The organism is Pseudomonas hygromyciniae (assembly GCF_016925675.1).
GTDB lineage: Bacteria > Pseudomonadota > Gammaproteobacteria > Pseudomonadales > Pseudomonadaceae > Aquipseudomonas > Aquipseudomonas hygromyciniae.
Map to the genome: position 1 here is coordinate 41,655 of NZ_CP070506.1, position 25,885 is coordinate 67,539.

At 60.6% G+C, this 25,885-nt stretch carries 28 protein-coding genes; 22 read left to right on the forward strand and 6 right to left on the reverse strand.

Features of this window, described 5'->3' with window-relative positions:
- Positions 1-42: 42 nt before the first annotated feature.
- Both JTY93_RS00195 and JTY93_RS00200 read left to right on the forward strand, forming a co-directional pair.
- On the forward strand, positions 43-258 hold the full coding sequence (locus JTY93_RS00195) for a dodecin (protein ID WP_029290270.1): 216 nt from the start codon (positions 43-45) through the stop codon (positions 256-258).
- Between the two features lie 113 nt (positions 259-371).
- Positions 372-596: a DUF1161 domain-containing protein gene (locus tag JTY93_RS00200; RefSeq protein ID WP_205476134.1), complete on the forward strand. Its 225-nt coding sequence runs from the start codon at positions 372-374 to the stop codon at positions 594-596.
- A gap of 58 nt (positions 597-654) precedes the next feature.
- On the opposite strand, the gene JTY93_RS00205 is transcribed toward JTY93_RS00200, so the two are convergent.
- Positions 655-1,656, reverse strand: coding sequence for an LLM class flavin-dependent oxidoreductase (locus tag JTY93_RS00205; RefSeq protein WP_205476133.1), 1,002 nt, complete (start codon positions 1,654-1,656; stop codon positions 655-657).
- Between the two features lie 211 nt (positions 1,657-1,867).
- On the opposite strand from JTY93_RS00205, the gene JTY93_RS00210 reads away from it, so the two are divergent.
- A complete protein-coding gene (locus JTY93_RS00210; protein ID WP_205476132.1) occupies positions 1,868-2,299 on the forward strand; it encodes an OsmC family protein in 432 nt (143 codons plus the stop codon).
- Positions 2,300-2,508: 209 nt separating this feature from the next.
- Positions 2,509-2,748 carry a DUF1161 domain-containing protein gene (locus JTY93_RS00215; RefSeq protein WP_205476131.1) on the forward strand — a complete coding sequence of 80 codons (240 nt, stop codon included), beginning with the start codon at positions 2,509-2,511 and terminating at the stop codon, positions 2,746-2,748.
- On the opposite strand, the gene JTY93_RS00220 is transcribed toward JTY93_RS00215, so the two are convergent.
- On the reverse strand, positions 2,749-3,177 hold the full coding sequence (locus JTY93_RS00220) for a PA0061/PA0062 family lipoprotein (RefSeq protein WP_169990784.1): 429 nt from the start codon (positions 3,175-3,177) through the stop codon (positions 2,749-2,751).
- Positions 3,178-3,264: 87 nt separating this feature from the next.
- On the opposite strand from JTY93_RS00220, the gene JTY93_RS00225 reads away from it, so the two are divergent.
- On the forward strand, positions 3,265-4,308 hold the full coding sequence (locus JTY93_RS00225; protein ID WP_205476157.1) for an aminopeptidase: 1,044 nt from the start codon (positions 3,265-3,267) through the stop codon (positions 4,306-4,308).
- Positions 4,309-4,633: 325 nt separating this feature from the next.
- Here the strand turns inward: JTY93_RS00225 and JTY93_RS00230 are convergent, their stop codons facing one another.
- Together JTY93_RS00230 and JTY93_RS00235 are read right to left on the reverse strand one after the other, a co-directional pair.
- Positions 4,634-5,293, reverse strand: coding sequence for an HAD family hydrolase (locus JTY93_RS00230; RefSeq protein WP_205476130.1), 660 nt, complete (start codon positions 5,291-5,293; stop codon positions 4,634-4,636).
- Complete coding sequence (locus tag JTY93_RS00235) at positions 5,290-5,832, reverse strand: gamma carbonic anhydrase family protein (RefSeq protein ID WP_205476129.1); 543 nt, start codon at positions 5,830-5,832, stop codon at positions 5,290-5,292. Before JTY93_RS00235 ends, JTY93_RS00230 begins: the two co-directional genes overlap by 4 nt.
- Positions 5,833-5,933: 101 nt before the next feature.
- Between JTY93_RS00235 and prlC the strand changes: the two genes are divergently transcribed.
- From prlC to JTY93_RS00275, 8 genes are all read left to right on the forward strand, one after another.
- Positions 5,934-7,985 carry an oligopeptidase A gene (gene prlC, locus JTY93_RS00240; protein WP_205476128.1) on the forward strand — a complete coding sequence of 684 codons (2,052 nt, stop codon included), beginning with the start codon at positions 5,934-5,936 and terminating at the stop codon, positions 7,983-7,985.
- Positions 7,982-8,257 carry a YheV family putative zinc ribbon protein gene (locus JTY93_RS00245; RefSeq protein ID WP_057439263.1) on the forward strand — a complete coding sequence of 92 codons (276 nt, stop codon included), beginning with the start codon at positions 7,982-7,984 and terminating at the stop codon, positions 8,255-8,257. The genes prlC and JTY93_RS00245 overlap by 4 nt, the downstream gene beginning before the upstream one ends.
- A 269-nt stretch (positions 8,258-8,526) precedes the next feature.
- Positions 8,527-9,279 (forward strand): gluconate 2-dehydrogenase subunit 3 family protein, encoded by a 753-nt coding sequence (locus JTY93_RS00250; RefSeq protein ID WP_205476127.1) that lies wholly within the window; start codon positions 8,527-8,529, stop codon positions 9,277-9,279.
- Between the two features lie 2 nt (positions 9,280-9,281).
- Positions 9,282-11,066 (forward strand): GMC family oxidoreductase, encoded by a 1,785-nt coding sequence (locus JTY93_RS00255; RefSeq protein WP_029290295.1) that lies wholly within the window; start codon positions 9,282-9,284, stop codon positions 11,064-11,066.
- A 12-nt stretch (positions 11,067-11,078) separates the two neighbouring features.
- A complete protein-coding gene (locus JTY93_RS00260) occupies positions 11,079-12,377 on the forward strand; it encodes a cytochrome c (protein ID WP_205476126.1) in 1,299 nt (432 codons plus the stop codon).
- 81 nt (positions 12,378-12,458) lie between these two features.
- Positions 12,459-13,517: a PA0069 family radical SAM protein gene (locus JTY93_RS00265; protein ID WP_205476125.1), complete on the forward strand. Its 1,059-nt coding sequence runs from the start codon at positions 12,459-12,461 to the stop codon at positions 13,515-13,517.
- Positions 13,518-13,746: 229 nt separating this feature from the next.
- Complete coding sequence (locus JTY93_RS00270) at positions 13,747-14,478, forward strand: carbonic anhydrase (protein ID WP_169990776.1); 732 nt, start codon at positions 13,747-13,749, stop codon at positions 14,476-14,478.
- 85 nt (positions 14,479-14,563) lie between these two features.
- On the forward strand, positions 14,564-16,099 hold the full coding sequence (locus JTY93_RS00275) for a SulP family inorganic anion transporter (RefSeq protein WP_205476124.1): 1,536 nt from the start codon (positions 14,564-14,566) through the stop codon (positions 16,097-16,099).
- 140 nt (positions 16,100-16,239) lie between these two features.
- On the opposite strand, the gene JTY93_RS00280 is transcribed toward JTY93_RS00275, so the two are convergent.
- Positions 16,240-16,887 (reverse strand): hypothetical protein, encoded by a 648-nt coding sequence (locus JTY93_RS00280; protein WP_169888187.1) that lies wholly within the window; start codon positions 16,885-16,887, stop codon positions 16,240-16,242.
- A gap of 366 nt (positions 16,888-17,253) precedes the next feature.
- On the opposite strand from JTY93_RS00280, the gene coxB reads away from it, so the two are divergent.
- The 4 genes from coxB (at position 17,254) to JTY93_RS00300 (ending at position 21,638) form a co-directional block, all read left to right on the forward strand.
- Positions 17,254-18,381 carry a cytochrome c oxidase subunit II gene (coxB, locus tag JTY93_RS00285; protein ID WP_205476123.1) on the forward strand — a complete coding sequence of 376 codons (1,128 nt, stop codon included), beginning with the start codon at positions 17,254-17,256 and terminating at the stop codon, positions 18,379-18,381.
- A 58-nt stretch (positions 18,382-18,439) separates the two neighbouring features.
- Positions 18,440-20,029 carry a cytochrome c oxidase subunit I gene (gene ctaD / locus JTY93_RS00290; RefSeq protein WP_038444815.1) on the forward strand — a complete coding sequence of 530 codons (1,590 nt, stop codon included), beginning with the start codon at positions 18,440-18,442 and terminating at the stop codon, positions 20,027-20,029.
- A gap of 135 nt (positions 20,030-20,164) precedes the next feature.
- The gene (locus tag JTY93_RS00295; RefSeq protein WP_029290315.1) at positions 20,165-20,716 is read left to right on the forward strand and encodes a cytochrome c oxidase assembly protein; all 552 of its coding nucleotides are present in this window, start codon (positions 20,165-20,167) and stop codon (positions 20,714-20,716) included.
- A 34-nt stretch (positions 20,717-20,750) separates the two neighbouring features.
- A complete protein-coding gene (locus JTY93_RS00300) occupies positions 20,751-21,638 on the forward strand; it encodes a cytochrome c oxidase subunit 3 (RefSeq protein WP_169954106.1) in 888 nt (295 codons plus the stop codon).
- A 4-nt stretch (positions 21,639-21,642) separates the two neighbouring features.
- On the opposite strand, the gene JTY93_RS00305 is transcribed toward JTY93_RS00300, so the two are convergent.
- Positions 21,643-21,846 (reverse strand): twin transmembrane helix small protein, encoded by a 204-nt coding sequence (locus JTY93_RS00305; protein ID WP_017528731.1) that lies wholly within the window; start codon positions 21,844-21,846, stop codon positions 21,643-21,645.
- An 84-nt stretch (positions 21,847-21,930) separates the two neighbouring features.
- Between JTY93_RS00305 and JTY93_RS00310 the strand changes: the two genes are divergently transcribed.
- From JTY93_RS00310 to JTY93_RS00330, 5 genes are read left to right on the forward strand one after another with little or no spacing between them, the layout of a single operon-like run.
- The gene (locus tag JTY93_RS00310) at positions 21,931-22,671 is read left to right on the forward strand and encodes an SURF1 family protein (protein WP_169990772.1); all 741 of its coding nucleotides are present in this window, start codon (positions 21,931-21,933) and stop codon (positions 22,669-22,671) included.
- Positions 22,637-23,230, forward strand: a complete 594-nt coding sequence (locus tag JTY93_RS00315) for a PA_0111/PP_0108 family redox-active disulfide protein (RefSeq protein WP_205476122.1) — start codon at positions 22,637-22,639, stop codon at positions 23,228-23,230. Before JTY93_RS00310 ends, JTY93_RS00315 begins: the two co-directional genes overlap by 35 nt.
- A 10-nt stretch (positions 23,231-23,240) precedes the next feature.
- Positions 23,241-24,320, forward strand: coding sequence for a COX15/CtaA family protein (locus tag JTY93_RS00320; RefSeq protein ID WP_169390081.1), 1,080 nt, complete (start codon positions 23,241-23,243; stop codon positions 24,318-24,320).
- Entirely contained in the window at positions 24,308-25,207 is a 900-nt protein-coding gene (gene cyoE / locus JTY93_RS00325; protein ID WP_205476121.1) for a heme o synthase, read from the forward strand. The genes JTY93_RS00320 and cyoE overlap by 13 nt, the downstream gene beginning before the upstream one ends.
- The gene (locus JTY93_RS00330) at positions 25,204-25,839 is read left to right on the forward strand and encodes an SCO family protein (protein WP_205476120.1); all 636 of its coding nucleotides are present in this window, start codon (positions 25,204-25,206) and stop codon (positions 25,837-25,839) included. The genes cyoE and JTY93_RS00330 overlap by 4 nt, the downstream gene beginning before the upstream one ends.
- Positions 25,840-25,885 lie beyond the last annotated feature (46 nt).

A 25,885-nucleotide genomic window follows, 5' to 3' on the forward strand; every position in this document is an offset into this window, starting at 1 on the left:
GAATCACTGCTAGGCTTCATTCAACCACCCAGGAGAACGCTCATGACTGATCATCACACCTACAAGAAAGTCGAACTGGTGGGCTCGTCCCCAACCAGCATCGAGGACGCCATCAACAATGCCCTGGCCGAGGCCAGCAAGAGCATCAAGCACCTGGAGTGGTTTGAGGTGACCGAAACCCGTGGCCACATCAAGGACGGCAAGGCCGCGCACTTTCAGGTGACCCTCAAGGTGGGCTTTCGTATTGCCAATAGTTGATAGGCACAGTTGAACTTGCACGCTGGCCGATTGCCATAACCTGCGCGACACCTTGGGGCGCCGATGCCAAATGCATCGGCGTACATTTTTTGATCAGCGCAAGGAAGTAACGGATGAAGAAGTTTCTGTTAGCACTAGGTTTGTTGAGCCTGGCAGGTACAGCCCTGGCGGCTGGCAAGGACTGTGGCGAGCTGAAAAGCGAAATCGAGGCCAAGATCCAGGCCAATGGCGCCTCCGGGTACACCCTGGAAATTGTCGATAAAGGCAGCGCAACCAACGGCGACGTGGTCGGCAGTTGCGAAGGCGGTACCAAGGAAATCGTCTACAACCGCGGGTGATCCCGTGTGGCAGACATAAAAACCGACGCCAGGGCGTCGGTTTTTTTGTGCCTGTGGATCAGCCTTTCATCACCTGCGCCAGCAACTCGTAGGAATGAATCCGATCAGCATGCTCGTACAAGTCACAGGTAAAGATCAGCTCATCGGCACCGGTTTGCTCGATCAATACTTCCAGCTTGGCGCGAATTTTCGCCGGGCTTCCGACCATGGCCAGACCCAGGAAACTGCCTACCGCGTCCTTCTCATGGGGCAGCCACAGGCCGTCCATGCTATCCACCGGCGGGCGCTGCACCAGGCTTTGCCCACGCATCAGCGCGAGAATGCGTTGGTAGACCGAGGTGGCCAGGTAATTGGCCTGCTCATCGGTATCGGCAGCCACCAGGGGCACGCCGAGCATCACGTAGGGTTTGTCGAGTACCGCCGAAGGCTTGAAGTGATTGCGGTAGACGCGAATCGCCTCATGCATCATGCGCGGTGCGAAATGTGAGGCGAAGGCGTAGGGCAAACCGCGTTCACCGGCCAGTTGCGCGCTGAACAGGCTGGAGCCGAGCAGCCACACCGGCACGTTGGTGCCGGTGCCCGGTACGGCGATCACCCGTTGGTCGGGGGTGCGCGGGCCCAGATAGGCCATCAACTCGGCCACATCTTCGGGGAAGTCATCGGCACTGCCGGAGCGCTCGCGGCGCAGGGCGCGGGCGGTCATCTGGTCGGAGCCGGGCGCGCGGCCCAGGCCCAGGTCGATACGGCCGGGGTACAGGCTTTCCAGGGTGCCGAACTGTTCAGCGATCACCAGCGGTGCATGGTTGGGCAGCATCACGCCGCCTGCGCCGACCCGGATGGTCGAGGTGCCGCCGGCCAGGTAGCCCAGCAACACCGAGGTCGCGGAACTGGCGATGCCATCCATATTGTGGTGCTCGGCCACCCAGAAACGGGTGTAGCCGAGGTTTTCCACGTGTTGGGCCAGGTCCAGGGAATTGCGCAGCGACTGCGCCGGGCTGCCATTGGCGCGCACCGGTACCAAGTCGAGGGTCGAGAACTTCACTTCGGACAACGGTTTCATAAGCCTGCTTCTCCTAAGGGCGCAGGCTTGTGACGAACCAAAACCTGCCGCTTCATGTGCATGCTCTATGCAATGTGGGCATATACCCGAGATTCAATAGCGGGCATGAAATTTCCTACTTGCCTGCTTGGTTTTTCCGACAGGGTGAACTTTGCCAGAGGTTCTATCCTCAGAACCTTACTGATGCACAACCACTGCTTGGGAGAACGCTATGAGTATTGTGAAAAAAGCCTCCGCACATTGGGAAGGCGACCTGAAGACCGGTCTGGGCTCTATTTCCACCGAAACCGGCGTACTGCGCGAAGCCCCCTACGGCTTCAAGGCCCGTTTCGAAGGTGGCAAGGGCACCAACCCTGAAGAACTGATCGGCGCAGCCCATGCCGGCTGCTTCTCCATGGCCTTTTCCATGATTCTCGGCGATGCCGGGCTCAAGGCCGACAGCATCGATACCCAGGCAGAAGTGACCCTGGACCAAGTAGACGGTGGTTTCGCGATCACAGCCGTCCATCTGATCCTCAAGGCCAAGATCCCTGGCGCAAGCCAGGCGCAGTTCGATGAGCTGAGCAAAAAAGCCAAGGAAGGATGCCCGGTGTCCAAAGTGTTGAACGCCACCATCACCCTGGATGGCACCCTCATCAACTGATCTGCGCAGATCCAATGTGGGAGCGGGCTTGCCCGCGAAGGCGGTAGGTCAGGCAACAAATGTATTGGCTGACCCACCGCCTTCGCGAGCAAGTCCCCTCCCACATTTTGTTGTGCGTTAAATCAGAACTCGCGTTTCGCAAATGTGGTCTCATACCCATGCAGCCTTTGGCGCACACCCGTGCGCAGTGCATTTAGGGAGCTTCACACATGAAACGTTTTGCCTTGGCGATTATCTGCGGTGCTTTGGCCACGTCGGCGCTGGCCGCGCCGAAGGACTGTGAAGAACTGAGGAAAGAGATCGAAGTCGACCTACAGGCCAAGGCGATCCCGTCCTACACGCTGGAAATCATCACCGCCGAAGAAGCCAAGAATCACGATGCAGCCATGATCGTGGGCTCCTGCGAAAACGGCACCAAGCGCATCATCTACCAGCGCAACAATGACTGATCAGGGAATACAGTTGACGCTGCGTTCCTCTGCCAGCAACTGACGTTGTGCGTTATACAGCCGGATATTCGGGGTGAAGCCCAGCGAACGCCCTTCCAGGCGATAGCGCTGACCGGCCTCGAACTGGTCGTATTGCAGGGTGATAAAACACGTGCGCTCCTGGGGCTGGTTCAACCCGCCACCCAGGCCTGCGCCGGCATACACTTCAAAATCAAAACGCACCATCAACTCGTGGCTACCCGGTGGCACCTGGAAGTAGCGCCCATCGTCGAGGGCTTTGCCGTCCAGGCGTTGCGCCATGACCAGTTTGGCGCCCGGCGTCGGGGTGGCGAAATCGACCCAGGCCTGTTGCGGGTCGGCCGGCGGGATCGGTGTGGAGGTGCAGGCGCTGAGAAAAATCGCCGCCAGGGGAAGCAGGAGCTGACGCATAGTGAGCACTCAAGCGTAGGAATCGTATGAGCATACCCCCTGCAAGCCAGTTAGTCTGGCAGGCCAATGACTCTGGAGCGGTTTGAAATGGTGCGGCGTTTATTGGTGGGGTTGGCGTGTGTGGTGCTCGGCGGCTGCTCCAGTGTCAGCTATTACAGCCAACTGGCCAGCGGCCAATGGCAACTGCTGCAGGCCCGCGAGCCGGTGGCCAAGGTGATCGCCGACCCGACGCGTGCGCAAGTTTTGCGGGAGCATTTGGCGCAATCCCAGAAGGCGCGGACCTTTGCCAGCCAAGCGTTGCATTTGCCCGACAACCAGAGCTACCGCCTGTACGCCGATATCGGTCGGCCGTACGTGGTCTGGAATGTCTTCGCTACCTCAGAATTTTCCTTGTTACCCCAGAACCATTGCTTCCCGATCGCCGGGTGCGTGGCTTATCGCGGTTATTACAGCCAAGGTGCCGCACGGGGCGAGGCTGCCTTGTTGCAACTGCGCGGCATGGATGTGTCGATTGGCGGGGTCGAGGCCTATTCCACTCTGGGCTGGTTTGATGACCCGATCATGAGTTCGATGATGCGCTGGGGCGAAGAGCGCTTGGCCACGGTGATTTTTCACGAGCTGGCGCACCAGCGTTTTTATGTGAAGGACGACACTGAGTTCAATGAGTCATTTGCCACCTTTGTCGAACAGGAAGGCACCCGGCAATGGCGTACGGCCCGTGGCCTGGCGCCTGCGAGCGAGTCGACCTTGCAGCAGCGCGACCAGTTTACCCAGTTGATCCTCGACACCCGCACCCGCTTGGAACGCCTGTATGCGCAGCCGTTGGCCGCAGATGCAATGCGTCAGGCCAAGGCTGACGAGTTCGAGCGTTTACGCCGTGAGTATCGGCAGTTACGCGACAGTCAGTGGGCCGGCGACAAGCGGTATGACGCCTGGATCAATCAACCAATGAACAACGCGCGGCTGTTGCCGTTTGGTTTGTATGACCAGTGGGTGCCGGCGTTTGCGGCGTTGTTTCGCCGGGAGGGTGGGGATTGGCTGAAGTTCTACGGTGCCGTAGAGCAGTTGGGTGGGTTGCCGGTTGAGCAGCGTAAATTGGCGTTGAAGCAGTTGGTCGGTGGCGGCCTTTAGGGCCTCATCGCAGCATAAGTATCTACACAACTTTCAGAAACTGACGAACTCCCCTGTGGCGAGCGGGCTTGCCCCGCGCTGGGCTGCGAAGCAGCCCAAAAACCAGCCGCTACGGAGTATCTGATACACCGCATACGGCTTATTGGGGCTGCTTCGCAGCCCAGCGCGGGGCAAGCCCGCTCGCCACAACAGCCCTATCTGCTTGGCTTTATGCGATGCGGCAAAATTGTGTAGATACCGATGCTCATCGCAGGCAAGCCAGCTCCCACATTTGACGGTGTTCACACATCAACATGTGGGAGCGGGCTTGCCCGCGATAGCCATCTCACGCCCGCCGCAAAAACGCCTGATGCATCTCGTCCAACGTTTCAAAATGCCAGAGCGGTTCTTCGGCACTCAACTCTTCAAAACTACCAAACCCATACCCCACCGCCGCCGCATCCAGCCCATTGCTGTGCGCGCCGATCAGGTCGTGCTTGCGGTCACCGATCATCAAGGTGCTGGCCGGATCCAGGCCTTCTTCATGCATCAAGTGGGCGATCAATTCGACCTTGTTGGTACGGGTACCGTCGAGCTCACTGCCGTAGATCACCTTGAAGTGCTTGGCGAAATCGAAATGCCTGGCGATCTCCCGGGCAAATTCCCACGGCTTGGAGGTGGCCACATACAACTGGCGACCCTGGCCATTCAATTCTTCGAGGAGTGGCATGACCCCGTCAAACACGCGGTTTTCATAGAGCCCGGTGACCTTGAAGCGCTCGCGATAGAAATCCACCGCCTCCCAGGCGCGGGCCTCGTCGAAGTCGTAGAACTGCATAAAGGCCTGCAGCAGCGGCGGGCCGATAAAGTGTTCCAGCTTGCTCAGGTCTGGCTCATCGATACCCAACTTGCCCAAGGCGTACTGGATTGAACGGGTGATGCCTTCCCGTGGGTCGGTCAGGGTGCCGTCCAGGTCAAACAGGACAGTCTGGTAATCCAGGGTCATTGGTCGAATCCTTCTGCCAGGTGCAGGTCCTTGAGCTTCACGTAGTTCGCGGCGCTGTAGGTAAAAAAGGCGCGTTCCTTGTCAGTCAGCGCGCGGATTTGTTTAACCGGGCTGCCCACATACAAAAAACCGCTTTCAAGTTTTTTGCCCGGCGGCACCAGGCTGCCGGCACCGATGATCACATCGTCTTCAACCACCGCGCCGTCCATCACAATGCTACCCATGCCGATCAGGATGCGACTGCCGACGCTGCAGCCATGCAGCATGACTTTGTGGGCGATGGTCACGTCGTCGCCGATCAGCAGCGGGAAGCCGTCCGGGTTGAAGGGGCCGGCGTGGGTAATGTGCAGCACGCAGCCGTCTTGCACGCTGGTGCGGGCACCGATGCGGATGCGGTGCATGTCGCCGCGAATCACCGTCAGCGGCCAGACCGAGCTGTCTGAGCCGATTTCAACATCGCCGATCACCACCGCCGAAGCGTCGACGAAAGCCCCGGCGCCGAGGGTTGGCGTGTGATTCTGATAGGTGCGAAGGGTCACGATAGCCTCTCTCTGTTTGGTTGATAGCTGCGGTGGACGTTGATTGTAATTAAGATGGCCCCATCTTTGTCTTACCTGTTTCTTCAGCCAAGGTGCCAACCGTGAGCGCGAACAACCCTCTTTTGCAGTCCTACGACCTGCCGCCGTTCTCGGCGATCCGTGCCGAGCACGTCCAACCGGCCATCGAACAGATCCTGGCCGACAACCGCGTCGCCATCGAAGGCATCCTGCAAAGCCAGGGGAAAAATCCGACCTGGGCCGGCCTGGTCCTGGCCATGGACGAACTCAACGACCGCCTGGGCGCGGCGTGGAGCCCGGTCAGCCACCTGAATGCCGTGTGCAACAGCGCCGAGTTGCGCGAAGCCTACGAGGCCTGCCTGCCGGCACTGAGCGCCTATTCCACCGAGATGGGTCAGAACCGTGAGCTGTTCCAGGCCTTCGAAGCCCTGGCCAACAGCCCCGAAGCCGCCGGTTTCGATGTGGCGCAAAAAACCATCCTGGAGCACTCCCTGCGCGACTTCCGTCTGTCGGGTATCGACCTGCCGCCTGAGCAGCAGAAGCGCTATGCCGAAGTGCAAAGCAAATTGTCCGAACTGGGCAGCAAGTTCTCCAACCAGTTGCTCGACGCTACCCAGGCCTGGACCAAGCACGTCACCGACGAAGCCACCCTCGCCGGCCTGACCGATTCGGCCAAGGCGCAAATGGCTGCTGCGGCCCAGGCCAAAGGCCTCGATGGCTGGCTGATCACCCTGGAATTCCCCAGCTACTACGCGGTGATGACCTACGCCCACGACCGCGCGCTACGCGAAGAAGTCTACGCGGCCTACTGCACCCGCGCGTCGGACCAGGGCCCGAATGCCGGTCAGAACGATAACGGTCCGGTAATGGAACAGATCCTCGACCTGCGTCAGGAACTGGCCCAACTGCTCGGCTTCGCCTCCTTCTCCGAACTGAGCCTGGCCACCAAAATGGCCGAATCCAGCGACCAGGTACTCAGTTTCCTACGTGACCTGGCCAAGCGCAGCAAACCGTTCGCCACCCAGGACCTACAGCAGCTCAAGGCCTACGCCGCCGAGCAAGGTTGCGCGGACCTGCAAAGCTGGGACAGCGGTTTCTACGGCGAAAAGCTGCGTGAACAACGCTACAGCGTGTCCCAGGAAGCCCTGCGCGCCTACTTCCCGATCGACAAAGTGCTGGGTGGGCTGTTTGCCATTGTCCAGCGCCTGTACGGCATTGAGATCGCCGAGCAGAAAGGCTTCGACACCTGGCACCCGGATGTTCGCCTGTTCGAAATCAAGGAAAACGGCCAGCACGTCGGCCGCTTCTTCTTCGACCTGTATGCCCGCGCCAACAAGCGTGGCGGTGCGTGGATGGACGGCGCTCGTGATCGCCGGCGTACCGCCGCAGGTACCCTGCAAAGCCCGGTGGCCAACCTGGTGTGCAACTTCACCCCGGCCGACAGCGGCAAGCCTGCCCTGCTGACCCACGATGAAGTCACCACCCTGTTCCACGAATTCGGCCATGGCCTGCACCACCTGCTGACCCGCGTCGAACACGCGGGCGTGTCCGGCATCAATGGCGTGGCTTGGGATGCGGTGGAGTTGCCGAGCCAGTTCATGGAGAACTGGTGCTGGGAGCCGGAAGGCCTGGCGCTGATTTCCGGTCACTACGAAAGTGGCGAAGCACTGCCCCAGGATCTGCTGCAAAAAATGCTCGCGGCGAAGAACTTCCAGTCCGGCCTGATGATGGTGCGCCAGCTGGAATTCTCGCTGTTTGACTTTGAACTGCATGCCACCCACGGCGATGGCCGCAGCGTGGCGCAGGTGCTCGAAGGCATCCGTGACGAAGTGTCCGTGATGCGTCCACCGGCCTACAACCGCTTCCCCAACAGCTTCGCGCACATCTTCGCCGGCGGTTACGCGGCGGGTTACTACAGCTACAAGTGGGCCGAAGTGTTGTCGGCGGATGCCTTCTCCAAGTTTGAAGAAGACGGCGTGCTCAATGCAGAGACCGGCCGTGCCTTCCGCGAGGCGATCCTGGCTCGAGGTGGTTCTCAGGCGCCGATGGTGTTGTTCGTCGACTTCCGCGGACGCGCACCGTCGATTGACGCACTCTTGCGCCACAGCGGCCTGAGTGAGGACGCGGCAGCATGAGTGACGGGCCTGTGATCACCAAAAAGCAATTTATCGCCGGCGCCGTGTGCCCGGCGTGCAGCGAGCCGGACAAGTTGAAGATGTGGACCGAGGACAACGTGCCCCATCGCGAATGCGTGGCCTGCGGCTATACCGACACGCTCAACGACCAAGGTTTGTCGGTGCCCAAGGAATTGGGCACGCGGGTCAACACCTCGGCGTTGAAAGCACCCGCGGATCCCAAGGTGCAGGCGGTGCAGTTCTTCCCTAATCCGAAGCTGAAAAAAGACTAAAGAAGCTACCCCAACCCCTGTAGGAGCGAGCCTGCTCGCGAAGATCGTTAACGATAACGCGTTCATGTTGAATGAACGTGGCGTCCTTGAGATTTTCGCGAGCAAGCTCGCTCCTACATTTTTTTGCGCGCATTTCTCGAATTTCCTGGCTGAAACGATTCCTTTATTACTTAGCCTGCTATCATTTGTAACTATTCATTGCTATCAAAACGACAAGCCGCTCCATGAAGCGACTGCTCAAACCCGTGACCACATGATGAGGTGCCACCATGTCTGATCAAGATCGAGACAACCCCCGGCGTGACTTTTTGCGCAAATCCTTGACCTTGATCCCGGTGGTCACGGTTGCCAGTACCGGCCTTGGCGGCTCGATGCTGATGGCCACGCCCGAACCTGCCCAGGCCAGCCCGGCCAAGGCACCCGCTAGCGAAAAGGCCTACGAGCCCAGCTACTTCACCGCCGAGGAATGGGCGTTTATCAACGCCGCCGTCGCGCGCTTGATTCCTGCCGATGCCCAAGGCCCAGGCGCCCTGGAAGCCGGCGCGCCGGAATACATCGACCGCCAGATGAACACCCCCTACGCCAGCGGTGCCCTGTGGTTTATGCAAGGCCCGTTCAATGCCGACGCGCCGCCCGAGATGGGCTGGCAGAGCAAGCTGGTGCCCAAGGAGATCTATCGCCTGGGTATTGCTGCCACGGATTCCTGGTCGAAAGCCTTCAACGGTAAAGCATTTGCTGGGCAAGACAGCGCTACCCAGGATGATTTGCTGCGTCGCCTGGAGGCGGGCGGTGCCGAAACCGGCGAGCATTTCGCGGCGGTCCCACCGAAGATTTTCTTCAACTTGCTGCTGCAAAACACCAAGGAGGGGTTCTTCTGCGACCCGATCCACGGCGGCAACAAAGGCATGGTCGGCTGGACCATGATCGGCTTCCCCGGCGCCCGCGCCGATTTTATGGATTGGGTTGAACGCAACGAGCAATACCCCTTCCCGGCTGTTTCCATCCGTGGCGAGAGGGCATAAGCGTGGCGACCATCATGAAGAAAGTCGATGCAGTGATCGTCGGCTTCGGCTGGACCGGCGCGATCATGGCCAAGGAGCTGACGGAAGCGGGTTTGCACGTGGTAGCGCTGGAGCGCGGCCCGATGCAGGACACCTACCCGGACGGCAATTACCCACAAGTGATCGACGAACTGACCTACAGCGTGCGTAAAAAGCTGTTCCAGGACATTTCCAAGGAAACCGTGACCATTCGCCATAGCGTGAATGACATCGCCTTGCCCAACCGGCAGTTGGGCGCGTTTTTACCGGGCAATGGCGTAGGCGGTGCGGGCCTGCACTGGTCGGGTGTGCATTTTCGGGTGGACCCTATCGAACTGCGCATGCGCAGCCACTATGAAGAGCGCTACGGCAAAAACTTCATTCCCAAGGACATGACCATCCAGGACTTCGGCGTCAGCTACGAAGAGCTGGAACCGTTCTTTGACTACGCCGAAAAAGTCTTCGGCACCTCCGGCCAGGCCTGGACCGTAAAAGGCCAGTTGGTGGGTGAAGGCAAGGGCGGTAACCCTTATGCGCCGGATCGCTCCAGCCATTTCCCACTGGAGTCGCAGAAAAATACCTACTCGGCGCAACTGTTCCAGAAAGCTGCCGCCGATGTGGGCTACAAACCCTACAACCTGCCGTCGGCCAATACCTCGGGGCCTTACACCAACCCCTATGGCGCGCAGATGGGGCCGTGCAACTTCTGTGGTTTTTGCAGCGGGTATGTCTGCTACATGTACTCCAAGGCATCGCCCAACGTGAATATCCTGCCGGCCCTGCGCCAGGTGCCGAATTTTGAGCTGCGGCCAAATTCCCACGTGCTCAAGGTCAATCTCGACAGCACCAAGCGCAAGGCCACCGGCGTGACCTACATCGACGCCCAGGGCCGCGAGATCGAGCAACCGGCGGACCTGGTGATTCTCGGCGCCTTCCAGTTCCACAACGTGCGCCTGATGCTGCTCTCGGGCATCGGCAAGCCCTACGACCCGATCACGGGCGAAGGGGTGGTGGGCAAGAACTTCGCCTACCAGAACATGGCCACCATCAAGGCCTACTTCGATAAAGACGTGCACACCAACAACTTCATCGGCGCCGGCGGCAACGGCGTGGCGGTGGACGATTTCAACGCCGACAACTTCGACCATGGGCCCCATGGCTTTGTCGGAGGCTCGCCGATGTGGGTCAACCAGGCGGGCAGCCGGCCGATTGCCGGTACCTCCAACCCACCGGGCACGCCGGCCTGGGGCAGCGCGTGGAAGCGCGCCACGGCCGATTACTACACCCACCAAGTGTCGATGGACGCCCACGGCGCCCATCAATCCTACCGAGGCAACTACCTCGATCTGGACCCGGTTTACCGGGATGCCTACGGCCTGCCGCTGCTGCGCATGACCTTCGATTGGCAGGAAAACGACATCAAGATGAACCGCTTCATGGTCGAGAAAATGGGCAAGATCGCCGAGGCGATGAACCCCAAGGCGATTGCCGTGCTCGGCAAAAAGGTCGGCGAGCACTTCAATACAGCGTCCTACCAGACCACCCACCTCAACGGTGGCGCGATCATGGGTACCGACCCGAAGACCAGCGCGTTGAACCGCTACCTGCAGTGTTGGGATGTACACAACGTGTTTGTCCCTGGCGCATCTGCTTTTCCACAAGGCCTGGGCTACAACCCTACGGGCCTGGTGGCGGCGTTGACCTATTGGTCGGCCCGGGCGATTCGCGAGCAGTACCTGAAAAACCCCGGCCCGCTGGTTCAGGCATAAGGAGCGACGACCATGAAAGCATTTGTTATCGCGACCCTGGCCCTGTTCGGCAGTTGCTCGGTGAGCGCGGCTGAAACTGACCTGATCAAACAAGGCGAATACCTGGCCCGTGCCGGCGACTGCGTGGCCTGCCATACCGCCAAGGGCGGCAAGCCGTTTGCGGGTGGGCTACCGATGGAAACCCCGATCGGCGTGATCTACTCCACCAACATCACCCCGGACAAAACCGGCCTGAGGGATTACAGCTTTGAGGACTTCGACAAGGCCGTGCGCCATGGCGTCGCCAAAAGCGGTAGTACCCTTTACCCGGCGATGCCCTACCCGTCTTATGCACGTGTCAGTGAAACCGACATGCAAGCGCTGTATGCGTACTTTATGAAAGGCGTGGAACCGGTCGCTCAACCGAACCGGGACAGTGATATCCCCTGGCCCTTGAGCATGCGTTGGCCCCTGGCGGCGTGGCGCTGGATGTTCGCGCCCGAGGTGGCGGGCTATCAGGCCGAGGCGGGTGCCGACCCGGTGATCAGCCGTGGCGCCTACCTGGTGGAGGGCCTGGGACACTGTGGCGCCTGCCACACCCCACGGGCCCTGACCATGCAGGAAAAGGCTCTGAGCGCGTCTGATGGTGCGGCGTTCCTATCCGGCAGTGCGCCGCTGGAAGGCTGGATCGCCAAAAGCCTGCGCGGCGACCACAAGGACGGTCTGGGCAGTTGGAGCGAGGAGCAACTGGTGCAGTTTCTCAAGACCGGTCGCAGTGATCGCAGCGCGGTGTTTGGCGGTATGAGCGATGTGGTAGTCCACAGCATGCAATACATGTCTGAAGACGACCTGACAGCTATCGCCCGTTACCTCAAGAGCCTGCCGGCAGTCGACCCCAAGGATCAGCCGCACCAATACGACAAGCAGGTGGCCGAGGCGCTGTGGAAGGGCGATGACAGCAAACGGGGAGCTGCGGTGTACATCGACAACTGCGCGGCCTGCCATCGTACCGACGGCCATGGCTACACCCGGGTGTTCCCGGCGCTGGCGGGCAACCCGGTGTTGCAGACGGCAGACGCCACGTCGCTGATAAACATTGTGTTGAATGGCGGCACCCTGCCGGCCACTCACGCCGCGCCTTCGACCTTCACCATGCCGGCGTTTGCCTGGCGCTTGTCGGATCAGGAAGTGGCGGATGTGGTCAGCTTTATCCGTGGCAGCTGGGGTAACCAGGGCGCGCCGGTGAAGGCCGGCGAAGTCGCCGACCTGCGCAAGAGCGATCAACACAGCACCTCGGGCGATGATCTGGGGCAAGTGACGTCGAGTCACTGATTCAGCCTTTGCCGCCCAACGGCACTGGTCAGAAACGCTGCGTCTCGATACTGTATATAAAAACAGTATCGAGGCGCTTTCATGTCCACTCCTCTGCCGCCACGTGGGCTAGGCACCGCCACTAACCTGCACAATCGCTTCGCGCCCACGGTCAGTGTGGCCGAGGACGATGGCTGGTATCAGGAAGTACCGCCGACCCAGGGCACCGAAGTGCGCATCGAGACGGCGAAGACCATCATCACCCGCAACACCTCGCCGGACCTGCCATTCGATCGCTCCATCAACCCTTACCGGGGCTGTGAGCACGGTTGTATTTATTGTTATGCGCGGCCCAGCCATGCCTATTGGGACATGTCCCCGGGCCTGGACTTCGAAACCAAGCTGATCGCCAAGAGCAACGCCGCCGAGGTGCTGGAGCAACAATTGTCCAAGCCCGGCTATGTGTGCGCGCCGATTAACCTGGGTTCCAACACGGATCCTTACCAGCCCATCGAGCGCGAGTACAAGATCACCCGGCAAACCCTGCAAGTGCTGCTGCGCTATCGTCACCCGGTGACTATCGTGACCAAGGGGTCGTTGATCCTGCGCGACCTGGACCTGCTCACGGAGCTGGCCCGCCAGAGGTTGGTGGCGGTGATGATCAGCCTTACCAGCCTGGACGATGAACTCAAGCGCATCCTGGAGCCCCGCGCGGCGGCGCCCAAGGCGCGGCTGCGGGCGATCCGAGTGATGCGCCAGGCGGGCATCCCGGTGGGCGTGCTGTGTTCGCCGATGATTCCGATGATCAACGACAGCGAACTGGAAAGCCTGCTCGCCGAGGCCCATGCCGCCGGGGCGCAAAGTGCGGCCTATATGATGCTGCGCCTGCCCCTTGAGGTGGCGCCGCTGTTCGAGGAATGGTTGGCGGCCCATTATCCGCAGCGGGCGGCCCATGTGATGAGCCTGGTACGCCAGGTGCGCGGTGGCGAAGTCTATGACAGCCGCTTCGGTGTACGCATGCGCGGTGAGGGGCCGTTTGCCGATCTGCTGGCGCAACGATTTGCCAAGGCGATCAAGCGTTTGGGGCTGGACCGACGGGAAGGGTTCAACCTCGATTGCAGTGCATTCTGTCCGCCCGGCAGGCAGCTGGCTTTGTTGTAGACTGATACAAATGCGCGCACTGCCGAGCCAGGGTGGTCGCGTTTTGATATCACTGAAACCCGCGATCTAGAGCGGTTGATTCAGTTTGAGTTAAGTTTCGGCAGGTACCTTGTTCACCGAGTGACTGATGGGTCGGAGGCGCTGGCTGGGTGGTTTCCATGTGTGAATCCCAGCGATTGCGCGTCGGCCTGAACTGCAAGGCTCCCTGCTCCAACCACGAGGATGAATCATGAGTGACAAGGATAAACAGCCGTTGGCTGCGTCGGCTTCAGCCACCCACGAGGCGGAGTCCGCCGATGCAGCGCTGCAACACATAGTTGATGGCTTTTTGCATTTCCATAACGAGATCTTTCCCCAGCAGGAAGAGCTCTTCAAGAAACTCGCCACGGCCCAGAGCCCTCGGGCAATGTTTATCACCTGTGCCGACTCGCGCATTGTTCCGGAACTGATCACCCACAGCTCCCCGGGCGATTTGTTCGTCACCCGTAACGTAGGTAACGTCGTGCCGCCCTATGGGCAGATGAACGGCGGTGTATCCACGGCCATCGAGTACGCGGTGCTGGCCCTGGGCGTGCAGCACATCATCGTCTGCGGCCATTCCGATTGTGGCGCGATGCGGGCGGTGCTCAACCCCCAGAGCCTGGAAAAGATGCCCACGGTCAAAGCCTGGCTGCGCCATGCCGAGGTCGCCAAGACCATGGTCCAGGACAACTGTGATTGCGCCAATGAAGGCGAAAGCATGCAGGTGCTGACTGAAGAAAACGTCATCGCCCAGTTGCAACACTTGCGCACCCACCCTTCTGTGGCTTCGCGCATGGCCAATGGTCATTTGTTTATCCATGGCTGGATCTACAACATCGAGACCAGCGAGATCAAAGCCTACGATGCGGACCAGGCCACGTTCCTGCCGCTGAACGGTTGCGGACCGATCCCTTCGGCGACGCCCAAAGCGCGCTTCTAAAACAATCCCCTGCCGGGTAATGCGATGGCTGCCATGGATGCAGCCAGGCCTTGCCACGCCCGGCGAATGCCTCGGGAGAGTCATCATGCGTGCAGCTCAATTAAAAACAGTGCTGCCACGGGAGCTGTTGGCTTCGGTGGTGGTGTTTCTGGTGGCCTTGCCCCTGTGCATGGGGATCGCCATTGCCTCGGGCATGCCGCCGGCCAAGGGCCTGATCACCGGGATCATCGGTGGTCTGGTGGTGGGTTGGCTGGCCGGCTCGCCCCTGCAAGTCAGCGGCCCGGCGGCCGGACTGGCGGTGTTGGTGTTCGAACTGGTGCGCCAGCACGGGATGCTGATGCTTGGGCCGATCCTGCTGTTGGCGGGCTTTCTGCAACTGGTAGCAGGGCGCTTGCGCCTGGGCTGCTGGTTTCGGGTGACGGCACCGGCGGTGGTCTACGGCATGCTGGCGGGGATCGGGGTGCTGATTGTCCTGTCGCAGGTGCATGTGATGCTCGATGGAGCGCCCAAGCCGTCTGGGCTGGATAACCTTGCCGGCTTCCCCGCGGCAGTGGCCCAGGCCATTCCCGGTCTCGGCTGGCAAGCCGGTCTGCTGGGGTTGTCGACGATTCTGGTGATGTGGATGTGGGATAAATTTCGTCCGCAAAAACTGCGCTTTGTACCGGGTGCGTTGCTGGGTGTGGGCTTGGCGACGGCAGCCAGCCTGATGCTGGCCTTGCAGGTCAAGCGCGTGGAAGTGCCGGCAAACCTCGCCGATGCCATCGACTGGCTCCGCCCCAGCGACCTGCTGAACCTGGCCGATCCCAACCTGTTGATCGCCGCCTTCGCCGTAGCTTTTATCGCCAGCGCCGAAACGTTGCTCTCGGCGGCGGCTGTGGATCGCATGCACAACGGCCAGCGCTCGGACTTCGATAAGGAATTGTCCGCCCAGGGTGTAGGCAACATGTTGTGTGGTCTGGTGGGCGCATTGCCCATGACCGGTGTGATCGTGCGCAGTTCGGCCAACGTCCAGGCGGGTGCGACCACGCGCTTGTCGGCGATGTTCCATGGTCTCTGGCTGCTGGCCTTCGTGCTGCTGCTGTCGAGCGTGCTGCAAAGCATTCCGGTGGCGAGCCTGGCGGGTGTGCTGGTGTATACCGGGATCAAGTTGGTGGACCTCAAGGCTTTCCGTGGCCTGGCGCGCTATGGCCGGATGCCGATGTTCACCTACGCCGCCACGGCCCTGGCGATCATCTTTACCGACTTGCTGACCGGTGTACTGGTGGGCTTCGGCCTGACCCTGGTGAAACTGGCGTGGAAGGCTTCACGCTTGAAAGTCAGCCTGATCGACCTGCCCCAGGACGGTGAAATGGAGTTGCGGTTGATAGGCGCGGCGACCTTCCTCAAGGTGCCCGCATTGACCCAGGTACTGGCGACAGTGCCGGCGGGAACCACCGTGCATGTGCCGCTCAACAATTTGAGCTACGTGGACCATTCGTGTCTGGAGCTACTGGAGGAATGGGGTCGGGCCAATGCGGCCAAGGGCTCGAAGTTGGTGATCGAGGCGCGCGGGTTGAAGCGTCGGTTGGAAGGGCGGATACGCACCACGACCCGGATCGGCTCTGCCCCGTCAGTGGTCTGACGAAACCGAATAGAAAGTGGGAGGGGCTTGTGTAGGAGCGAGCTTGCTCGCGAAAAACTTACAGGCGCCGCATTCATTCAGTAAACACGCGTTATCGTTGACGTTTTTCGCGAGCAAGCTCGCTCCTACAGAAGGCCAATCTAGGCCGGCTGATCCAGCTCCAACTCCACACCCAGCTGGCGCGACAGGCATGGCCAGCGCTTCCACGCGGCTTCCGTCGCTGGGCTCTTGAGCTGCTCGCGATAGGCCTCGACGGACTCCAGGGCAAAGCTCTCCTCGTTGAGCATCTCATCCACCGCCAGGTGCACGGCTTCATCCAACTGATTGGCGAAATCTTCGCCGATCAACTGGTGGGCAATCACATTGGCAACGGTGGTGTCCGCCGGAATCAACGGTTGGCCGAAGTGCTTGATATACAAATCGTTCACTTCTTCCACCAGCCGGTGGGCCAGGTAGGCCTCGTCCAGCAGGCCGTTCAGGCCTTCATGGGCGGCCAGGATGGCCGGTGGCTGGAGAAAGAAATGCTCGGCGATTTTCAGCACCGGCTTGATCTGGCTTTCAATTCCTGCTTCCCGGGCCACGTCGTTGGCGGCGTCCAGCAGGTCTGGAACCTGATCGATGTAGGCGGTGACGAAACGTGTCATCACGGCATTACGATCACCCTCGGCCAGGGAAATGGCCGAGTGCAGGTGCGGTAACTGTGCGTCCAGCTGTTTAGCCAAATGGCCGGTGGACGCTTCGTGTTGATGGGCACGGGAAATCTGCTCGCGCAATGCGGCGGTGTTCATGAAAGCTCCAGGAATACGGGCGTAGGAAAGGGATTGCATAAGGTAGCTCGTTTATACGAGCTCCTAAGACGCATTTGTCATAATTATTTCATGGTTATGCGCCGCTGTTATATCGAAATGCCATCGTTCGTCGGATAGGCCTCTAATCTCCTGGCCGGCCAGCGCCGTTCGTCTCTTTTTACTGATTTGCCCCCACACATTGCGGGGTCGCAGTCGCTGTCTATACTCGGGTTTGTACGCAATTAGCTGATGACGCCCGACTGCATTAGGCAGGCAAGGCTTGGCGGATGTAAGCAGTTTGGAAGCCGCCCCCTTGGCCGCAGGTGCAAACCGGCGGGATAACAAGAACGATAAGGGGAACCCGCAATGACGCGACATCCACATGTTTGGATGGGCTTACTCTTGTGGTCAGTATTCAACCAGGCGCAAGCCGCCTGGACAGTGAATATGGCACCAGGGGCCACCGAAGTCAGTCACGCTGTGTTCGACCTGCACATGACCATTTTCTGGATCTGTGTGGTGATCGGCATCATCGTGTTTGGCGCCATGTTCTGGTCGATGATTGTGCATCGGCGCTCCACGGGCCAGGTGGCGGCCAAGTTCCACGAAAGTACGACGGTCGAGATTCTCTGGACCGTAGTACCCCTGCTGATCCTCGTCGCCATGGCCATTCCGGCGACCAAGACCCTGATCAACATCTACGACAGCAGTGAGTCGGATATCGATATCCAGGTCACTGGCTATCAGTGGAAGTGGCACTACAAATACCTGGGCCAGGACGTCGAGTTCTTCAGCAACCTGGCCACCCCCGCCGAACAGATCCAGAACAAGGCCACCAAGGGCGAACACTACCTGCTGGAAGTCGATCAGCCGCTGGTGCTGCCGGTGGGCGCCAAGGTGCGCTTTTTGGTGACCGCCGCCGACGTGATCCACTCCTGGTGGGTACCGGCGTTTGCGGTCAAGCGCGATGCCATCCCCGGTTTCGTCAACGAGGCCTGGACCCGGGTCGAGAAGCCCGGCATCTACCGTGGCCAGTGCGCAGAACTGTGCGGCAAGGACCACGGGTTCATGCCCATCGTGGTCGAGGTCAAGTCCAAGGCCGACTACGAAACCTGGCTCGGTGAGCGCAAGGAAGAAGCTGCCAAGCTCAAGGAGCTGACCTCCAAAGAGTGGACACTTCAAGAGCTGGTGGCCCGTGGCGACAAGGTCTACCACACCACTTGCGTGGCCTGTCACCAGGCCGAAGGCCAGGGCCTGCCGCCGATGTTCCCGGCGCTCAAGGGCTCGAAAATCGCCACCGGCCCTGCGGCAGATCACCTGAGCATCGTTTACCACGGCAAGCCTGGTACGGCGATGGCGGCCTTCGGCAAGCAACTGTCGGAAGTCGATATTGCGGCGGTCGTGACCTACGAACGTAACGCCTGGGGCAACAACAAAGGCGACATGGTCACGCCTAAAGACGTGCTGGCCATCAAACAGGCGGAAAGCAAATGAACCTCTTCATTGCGTATGCCCTGAACCGCCCCGCCCATCCGCTTGCAGGAGAACGGCCATGAGCACTGTGATCGACGACCACGGTCATGCCGCTGACCACGCCCACGGACCCGCCAAGGGCCTGATGCGCTGGGTGCTGACGACCAACCACAAAGATATCGGGACCATGTACCTGTGGTTCAGCTTCGCCATGTTCCTGCTCGGCGGCTCGTTCGCCATGGTGATTCGTGCCGAGCTGTTCCAGCCGGGGCTGCAAATCGTCGAGCCGGCGTTTTTCAACCAGATGACCACCATGCATGGCCTGATCATGGTGTTTGGCGCGGTGATGCCGGCATTTGTCGGCTTGGCCAACTGGATGATCCCACTGATGATCGGCGCGCCGGACATGGCCCTGCCACGCATGAACAACTTCAGCTTCTGGCTGCTGCCGGCGGCGTTCCTGTTGCTGGTCTCGACCTTGTTCACCCCGGGGGGCGGGCCGAACTTTGGCTGGACCTTCTACGCCCCGCTCTCCACCACCTACGCCCCGGAAAGCGTGACGTTCTTTATCTTCGCCATCCACCTGATGGGGATCAGTTCGATCATGGGCGCGATCAACGTGGTCGCCACCATCCTCAACCTGCGTGCCCCGGGCATGACCCTGATGAAGATGCCGCTGTTCGTCTGGACCTGGCTGATCACCGCCTTCCTGCTGATCGCGGTAATGCCGGTCCTGGCCGGTTGCGTGACCATGATGCTGATGGATATCCACTTCGGCACCAGCTTCTTCAGCGCTGCCGGTGGCGGTGACCCGGTGTTGTTCCAGCATGTGTTCTGGTTCTTCGGCCATCCCGAGGTGTACATCATGATCCTGCCGGCCTTTGGTGCCGTCAGCTCGATCATCCCGACCTTCTCGCGCAAGCCGCTGTTCGGCTACACCTCGATGGTCTACGCCACGGCGAGCATCGCGTTCCTGTCGTTTATCGTGTGGGCGCACCACATGTTCGTGGTAGGCATTCCGTTGGTGGGCGAGTTGTTCTTCATGTACGCCACCCTGCTGATCGCCGTGCCCACCGGGGTCAAGGTGTTCAACTGGGTCAGCACCATGTGGCAAGGCTCGCTGACCTTCGAGACGCCGATGCTGTTTGCCGTGGCCTTTGTGATCCTGTTCACCATCGGCGGCTTTTCCGGGCTGATGCTGGCCATTGCCCCGGCGGATTTCCAGTACCACGACACCTACTTTGTGGTGGCGCATTTCCATTACGTGCTGGTGCCTGGGGCGATCTTCGGGATCTTCGCTTCGGCCTACTACTGGTTGCCGAAATGGACCGGCCATATGTACGACGAAACCCTGGGCAAGCTGCATTTCTGGCTGTCGTTCGTGGGGATGAACATGGCGTTCTTCCCGATGCACTTCGTGGGACTGGCCGGCATGCCGCGCCGGGTGCCGGACTACAACCTGCAGTTCGCCGACTTCAATATGGTGTCGTCGATTGGCGCCTTTATGTTCGGTGCCACGCAGATTTTCTTCCTGTTTATCGTGATCAAGTGCATCCGTGGCGGCAAGCCGGCGCCGGCCAAGCCGTGGGATGGTGCCGAAGGTCTGGAGTGGAGCATTCCTTCGCCAGCGCCGTACCACACCTTCACCACGCCGCCGGAGGTCAAATGAACAGCGGGTCTGTAGGAGCGAGCTTGCTCGCGAAGGGCGTAAACGATAACGCGGGTTGCCTGAATAAACGCGGCGCGCTCTGGTTTTTCGCGAGCAAGCTCGCTCCTACAGAACCGTCAAGAGGGGGTGGGCGTCATGGCTGATTCCGTGCCCCTCAACCGCCTGGTCACGCGCCTGTTGATCCTGGTGCTGGCGATGTTCGCCTTTGGCTTCGCCCTGGTGCCGATCTACGACGTGATGTGCAAGGCCTTCGGTATCAACGGCAAGACTGCCGGGCAGTACGAAGGCTCGCAGGTGGTGGACCCATCGCGCCAGGTGCGGGTGCAGTTTCTGTCGACCAATGCCATCGATATGGTCTGGGAATTTCACTCCAAGGCCGACGAAATCGTGGTCAACCCCGGCGCGGTCAACGAGATGGTGTTCGTGGCCTTCAACCCCAGCGACAAGCCGATGACGGCCCAGGCGATCCCGAGCATTTCCCCGGCCGAAGCGGCGATGTACTTCCACAAGACCGAGTGTTTTTGCTTCACCCAGCAAGTGCTGCAGCCGGGAGAGCGCATCGAGATGCCGGTGCGCTTCATTGTCGACCGCGACATGCCCAAGGATGTGAAGCATTTGACCCTGGCGTACACGCTGTTCGATATCACTGCGCGCCAACCGCCCGTGGCTGTCCATACCGGCGGCTAGGCGTGCCTGCGGGCTCGATTAGGAGAACGGATACATGTCGACTCATGATACGTACTACGTACCAGCGCAAAGCAAATGGCCAATAATTGCCACGTTTGGGCTGTTGATCACCGTGTATGGCCTGGGTGTGTGGTTCAACGACCTCAAGGCGGCCCGCCCGGAATCCCACGGCCCGTTGATCTTTTTCGTCGGCAGCCTGCTGCTGGCCTACATGATGTTTGGCTGGTTTGGCGCGGTGATCAAGGAAAGCCGTGCCGGGTTGTACAGCGCGCAGATGGACCGCTCGTTTCGCTGGGGCATGACGTGGTTCATCTTTTCCGAGGTGATGTTTTTCATCGCGTTCTTTGGCGCGCTGTTCTATGTGCGGCATATGTCGGCGCCGTGGCTGGCCGGCGAAGGCTCCAAGGGCATTGCGCACATGCTGTGGCCGAATTTCGAATTCGCCTGGCCGCTGCTCAACAACCCTGACCCCAAGCTGTTCCCGGCGCCTGAGGGCACCATCAGCCCGTGGGGCCTGCCGTTGGTCAACACCATCTTGCTGGTGAGCTCCAGCGTGACCATCACCATCGCCCACCACGCCCTGCGCAAGGGCCATCGCGGCGCGCTGAAAATCTGGCTGGCTATCACCGTGTTGCTGGGGTTGGCGTTTCTCGGCTTCCAGGCTGAGGAATATATCCACGCCTATAAAGAGCTGGGCCTGACGCTGGGCTCCGGGGTGTATGGCGCGACCTTCTTCATGTTGACCGGCTTTCACGGCGCCCACGTGACCATCGGCACGATCATTTTGTTCGTGATGCTGATGCGCATCCTCAAGGGGCACTTCAATGCCGAGCATCAGTTCGGTTTCGAAGCGGCCAGTTGGTACTGGCACTTCGTGGATGTGGTGTGGATCGGTTTGTTTTTCTTCGTTTACGTGCTGTAGCGACTTACCAGGGGGCGTGGGAAACCAGTTGGCCGCTGAAGAATCCCCAGGTGATCAGCGCCAGGGTGATCACGGCCAGCACCACACGCACGGTCAAGGCTGTGACGAGGCGATTGGAGTGGCCCTCGTCCTTGACCAGAAAGAACAAGCCACTGAACAGGCTCACAACGGTAGCGATCAGCATCAGGGCAATAGCGGCTTTGAGCATGGTCAGGCTCCAGGACTCTTTTTTTGAGGGGCGGGCAATGAGATTCAGTATAGCCAGCGCAGCACCCACCTTCGCGGTAACGCCATGAAACGCTTTCGCCCCGGGATTGCGCCGACCCTGGTGGTGTTGGTGCTGCTACCGCTGATGGTGTTCCTGGGCTTTTGGCAATTGTCCCGTGGCCAGGAAAAACAGGCGCTGCTGCAGAGTTACGCCGAGCGCCGGGCGGCGCCGCCTATCAGTGTTGATCAGTTGGATGTGTTGGCTGATCCGGCTTTTCGCCGGGTGCAGTTGCGCGGGCAGTTCGATGCCGGGCACAGCGTGTTGCTGGATAACCGCATGCGTGACGGCAAGGCCGGCGTCGAGTTGCTGCAACCCTTTCATGACCAGGCCAGCGGCCAGTGGCTGTTGCTCAATCGCGGCTGGCTGGCGTGGCCGGATCGGCGAACGCCGCCGGCCTTCACCACGCCTGACCAGCCTTTGAATATCAATGCCTGGGTGTATGTCGCGCCGGGCGAGACGTTCCAGCTGCATGCCGACCCGGCAGCCGCGCAATGGCCGCGTTTGCTGACGGCGCTGCATCCACAGGCACTGTGGGCCGAGTTGGACCGCAGCGGGTTTGCCTTTGAGCTGCGGGCCGAAGCCGGGCCTGCAACCTATGAAACCCAGTGGCCGGTAGTGGCCATGGGGCCGGAAAAACACCTGGGGTATGCCGTGCAGTGGTTCGCCATGGCGCTGGCGCTGCTGGGCCTTTACCTCTACCTCGGCTGGCACAACGCAAGGGAGAAGCACCATGGGAGCGGCCATGAATCCACTCAACATGTCTGATACGCCAGCGGCACCCGATCGGCGCAAGGGGCGCTGGCAACTGATCTTGATCCTGCTGATGGTGATCGGCCCGATGGTGCTGGCGACCCTGATGTACAAGTTGCAGTTCTGGGTGCCGGACAACCGCAGTGATCATGGCGAGATGATCGGCAATGGCCAGACCCGCGCCGATATCGGCGTGCAGGCCGACGAGCAGCGCTGGCAATTGCTGGTGACCGCGCCCGCAGCCTGCGCCGCTGATTGCCAGCAATTGGTCTACCTCGCGCGCCAACTGCAGATCGGTCTGGGGCGTGATGCGTCCCGCGCCAGCCACGCCCTGGCCAGTGCGCAGCCGGTCAGCGCCGAGTATGAGGCCAAGCTCAAAGCCGAGTATCCGCAGTTGCAGCGTTTCCCCCTGGACCTGCCGACGTTCAAGCAAAACGCTGCCGCGCCCGGCGATGCACAGCTATGGATCGTCGACCCTCACGGCAACCTGGTGCTGCGCTATGAAGCGCAGGTCAAGGGTAAGGATCTGCTTAACGACCTGCGCCACCTGCTGAAACTGTCGAATATCGGATAAGGGCATCGTCATGGCCAAACCTGGATTTCGCCTCGCGCTGTTTGCCACCCTGCTGGCGCTGATTGTCGTGCTGCTCGGCGCCTATACCCGCCTGACCCATGCCGGCCTCGGTTGCCCGGACTGGCCGGGTTGCTACGGCTTTATCAGCGTGCCTAAAAGCGAGGCCCAGTTGGCCCATGCCGAGCTGCATTTCCCGGATACGCCGGTGGAGGCCGACAAAGGTTGGAACGAGATGATCCACCGCTACGCCGCGGGCACCCTGGGGCTGCTGATCACGTTGCTGGCCGCTCGCGCCTGGACCCATCGCCGGCATCCGGGGCAACCCTTGAAGCTGCCGCTGTTCCTGCTGGCGGTGGTCTTCGCCCAGGCCGCCTTTGGTATGTGGACGGTGACCCTCAAGCTCTGGCCGCAGGTGGTCACCGGGCATTTGCTCGGCGGGTTTGCGACGTTGAGCCTGCTGTTTTTGCTGACCTTGCGTTTGTCCGGGGTGTTGCCGGCGCTGATCGTGCCCAGGCGCTTGCAGTACTGGGCCACGGCGGGCCTGGTGTTGGTGATCGGGCAGGTGGCGCTGGGTGGTTGGGTCAGCTCCAACTATGCGGCGGTGGCCTGTATCGACTTGCCGACGTGCCATGGGGAGTGGTGGCCGGCGGCGGACTTTGCCAATGGCTTTCACCTGACCCAGCATATCGGCCCCAACTATCTGGGCGGGCAACTGGACAGTGACGCGCGCACGGCGATTCACCTGACCCATCGCATGGGCGCGCTGGCGGTTACCGTGGTGCTGCTGGGGCTGGCCTGGCAGCTCAAGGCGGTGGGCATGACGCGCCTCGCCGGGTTGCTGCTGGTGGCGCTCGCCGTGCAGATCGGCCTGGGCCTGAGCAATGTGTACTTTCATTTGCCGCTGCCGGTGGCGGTCGCCCATAACGCCGGCGGTGCAGCGCTGTTGCTGACCCTGGTGCTGGTCAATTACCACGCCCGTACCAGCCTGGTGCGGGTTCGCCATCAAGTGCCGTTCGGTTGGCGCTTCAGCCCGCGTAAACACGTTTCGGGCCTGATCACCCTTAAAGGAGAGATGCCATGGCGACCTTGATTGGCGAGCGTCCCGGCCAGGCTATCTGGCGCGACTACCTGGAGCTGACCAAGCCCAAGGTGGTGGTGCTGATGCTGATCACCTCGCTGGTGGGCATGTTTCTCGCCACCCGCGCCGGGGTGCCGTGGGCCGTACTGATCTTCGGCAATCTGGGGATTGCCCTGTGCGCTGGCGGCGCAGCGGCGGTGAACCATGTGGTGGACCGGCGTATTGATGCGCTGATGGCGCGTACTCACAAGCGCCCGCTGGCCGAAGGCCGGGTGTCCCCGGTCGCCGCGCTGACATTTGCCCTGGCGCTGGCGGTGGCCGGGCTGGGCTTGTTGCTGGCGTTTACCAACCCATTGGCGGCCTGGCTGACATTGGCCTCGTTGTTGGGCTATGCGGTGATCTACACCGGCTTTCTCAAGCGCGCGACGCCGCAGAATATCGTGATCGGCGGCCTGGCCGGTGCGGCGCCGCCGTTGCTTGGTTGGGTGGCGGTCACCGGCCATGTGAGCGCCGAGCCACTGCTGCTGGTGCTGATCATCTTCGCCTGGACCCCGCCACACTTCTGGGCCCTGGCCATTCATCGCAAGGAGGAATACGCCAAGGCCGATATCCCGATGCTGCCGGTGACCCACGGCGAGCACTACACCAAGGTGCATATCCTGCTCTATACCTTCGCGCTGCTGGCGGTGAGCCTGATGCCCTATGTGATCCACATGAGCGGGCTGTTGTACCTGGGCTGTGCGCTGGTTCTGGGCGCACGCTTTCTGCAATGGGCCTGTGTGCTGTACCGTGGCAGTCGGCCGCACGCGGCGATCAATACCTTCAAGTACTCTATCTGGTACCTGTTCCTGCTATTTATCGCCCTGCTCGTAGACCACTACTTATTGTTGAACCTATGACTCGAACTCAAAAAACTGTCTTTATCCTGGTGGCCATCGTGGCGTTGGTCATGGGCCTGACCGTCAATAAAGTTTTGTCCGGCAAGGGCCAGGGCGACCCAACGGCGTTGATCGACGCGGGCATTATCCTGCTGCCGCAAAGCCGCCAACTGCCGCCTGTGACCATGACCAACCAGGACGGTCAGCCAGTGCTGGTCAATAAGTTGAAGGGCAAGTGGAGCGTGCTGTTCTTCGGCTACACCTTCTGCCCGGACATCTGCCCGACCACCCTCGCCCAACTGCGCCAGATCAAGAGCGAGCTGCCCAAGGACGTGGTGGATAAGTTGCAGGTGATCCTGGTCAGCGTTGACCCCCATCGCGATACCCCGACCCAGCTCAAGCAATACTTGGGCTACTTCGATCCGCAATTTGCAGGGCTTACCGGGGCGAATGTGGAGGATGTGCAGAAGGTGTCGAATGCCGTGAGCATTCCGTTCATCCCGGCTGATACCAGCAAGCCGAACTACACGGTCGACCACAGCGGCAACCTGGCCTTGATTGGCCCGGATGGTACACAGCGTGGGTTTATCCGTGCGCCGTTGAACAACCAGAAGCTGGTGGCGCAGTTGCCGGGGTTGTTGCAGCGTAACTAGTTCTGGAGCAAATCCAGCCGACAACCCAGATCAACTGTGGGAGCTG

Bases quoted from the DNA above. Each gene is read 5' to 3' on its own strand.
- JTY93_RS00220 (WP_169990784.1), bottom strand. From the start codon at position 3,177: ATGCGTCAGCTCCTGCTTCCCCTGGCGGCGATTTTTCTCAGCGCCTGC.
- JTY93_RS00320 (WP_169390081.1), top strand. From the start codon at position 23,241: ATGGCCAAACCTGGATTTCGCCTCGCGCTGTTTGCCACCCTGCTGGCG.
- JTY93_RS00245 (WP_057439263.1), top strand. From the start codon at position 7,982: ATGAGTGACGGGCCTGTGATCACCAAAAAGCAATTTATCGCCGGCGCC.
- JTY93_RS00330 (WP_205476120.1), top strand. From the start codon at position 25,204: ATGACTCGAACTCAAAAAACTGTCTTTATCCTGGTGGCCATCGTGGCG.
- JTY93_RS00250 (WP_205476127.1), top strand. From the start codon at position 8,527: ATGTCTGATCAAGATCGAGACAACCCCCGGCGTGACTTTTTGCGCAAA.
- JTY93_RS00225 (WP_205476157.1), top strand. From the start codon at position 3,265: ATGGTGCGGCGTTTATTGGTGGGGTTGGCGTGTGTGGTGCTCGGCGGC.
- JTY93_RS00295 (WP_029290315.1), top strand. From the start codon at position 20,165: ATGGCTGATTCCGTGCCCCTCAACCGCCTGGTCACGCGCCTGTTGATC.
- JTY93_RS00205 (WP_205476133.1), bottom strand. From the start codon at position 1,656: ATGAAACCGTTGTCCGAAGTGAAGTTCTCGACCCTCGACTTGGTACCG.
- coxB (WP_205476123.1), top strand. From the start codon at position 17,254: ATGACGCGACATCCACATGTTTGGATGGGCTTACTCTTGTGGTCAGTA.
- JTY93_RS00260 (WP_205476126.1), top strand. From the start codon at position 11,079: ATGAAAGCATTTGTTATCGCGACCCTGGCCCTGTTCGGCAGTTGCTCG.
- JTY93_RS00195 (WP_029290270.1), top strand. From the start codon at position 43: ATGACTGATCATCACACCTACAAGAAAGTCGAACTGGTGGGCTCGTCC.
- JTY93_RS00265 (WP_205476125.1), top strand. From the start codon at position 12,459: ATGTCCACTCCTCTGCCGCCACGTGGGCTAGGCACCGCCACTAACCTG.
- cyoE (WP_205476121.1), top strand. From the start codon at position 24,308: ATGGCGACCTTGATTGGCGAGCGTCCCGGCCAGGCTATCTGGCGCGAC.
- JTY93_RS00270 (WP_169990776.1), top strand. From the start codon at position 13,747: ATGAGTGACAAGGATAAACAGCCGTTGGCTGCGTCGGCTTCAGCCACC.
- JTY93_RS00230 (WP_205476130.1), bottom strand. From the start codon at position 5,293: ATGACCCTGGATTACCAGACTGTCCTGTTTGACCTGGACGGCACCCTG.
- JTY93_RS00280 (WP_169888187.1), bottom strand. From the start codon at position 16,887: ATGAACACCGCCGCATTGCGCGAGCAGATTTCCCGTGCCCATCAACAC.
- JTY93_RS00200 (WP_205476134.1), top strand. From the start codon at position 372: ATGAAGAAGTTTCTGTTAGCACTAGGTTTGTTGAGCCTGGCAGGTACA.
- JTY93_RS00210 (WP_205476132.1), top strand. From the start codon at position 1,868: ATGAGTATTGTGAAAAAAGCCTCCGCACATTGGGAAGGCGACCTGAAG.
- JTY93_RS00305 (WP_017528731.1), bottom strand. From the start codon at position 21,846: ATGCTCAAAGCCGCTATTGCCCTGATGCTGATCGCTACCGTTGTGAGC.
- JTY93_RS00310 (WP_169990772.1), top strand. From the start codon at position 21,931: ATGAAACGCTTTCGCCCCGGGATTGCGCCGACCCTGGTGGTGTTGGTG.
- JTY93_RS00315 (WP_205476122.1), top strand. From the start codon at position 22,637: ATGGGAGCGGCCATGAATCCACTCAACATGTCTGATACGCCAGCGGCA.
- JTY93_RS00215 (WP_205476131.1), top strand. From the start codon at position 2,509: ATGAAACGTTTTGCCTTGGCGATTATCTGCGGTGCTTTGGCCACGTCG.
- JTY93_RS00300 (WP_169954106.1), top strand. From the start codon at position 20,751: ATGTCGACTCATGATACGTACTACGTACCAGCGCAAAGCAAATGGCCA.
- ctaD (WP_038444815.1), top strand. From the start codon at position 18,440: ATGAGCACTGTGATCGACGACCACGGTCATGCCGCTGACCACGCCCAC.
- JTY93_RS00275 (WP_205476124.1), top strand. From the start codon at position 14,564: ATGCGTGCAGCTCAATTAAAAACAGTGCTGCCACGGGAGCTGTTGGCT.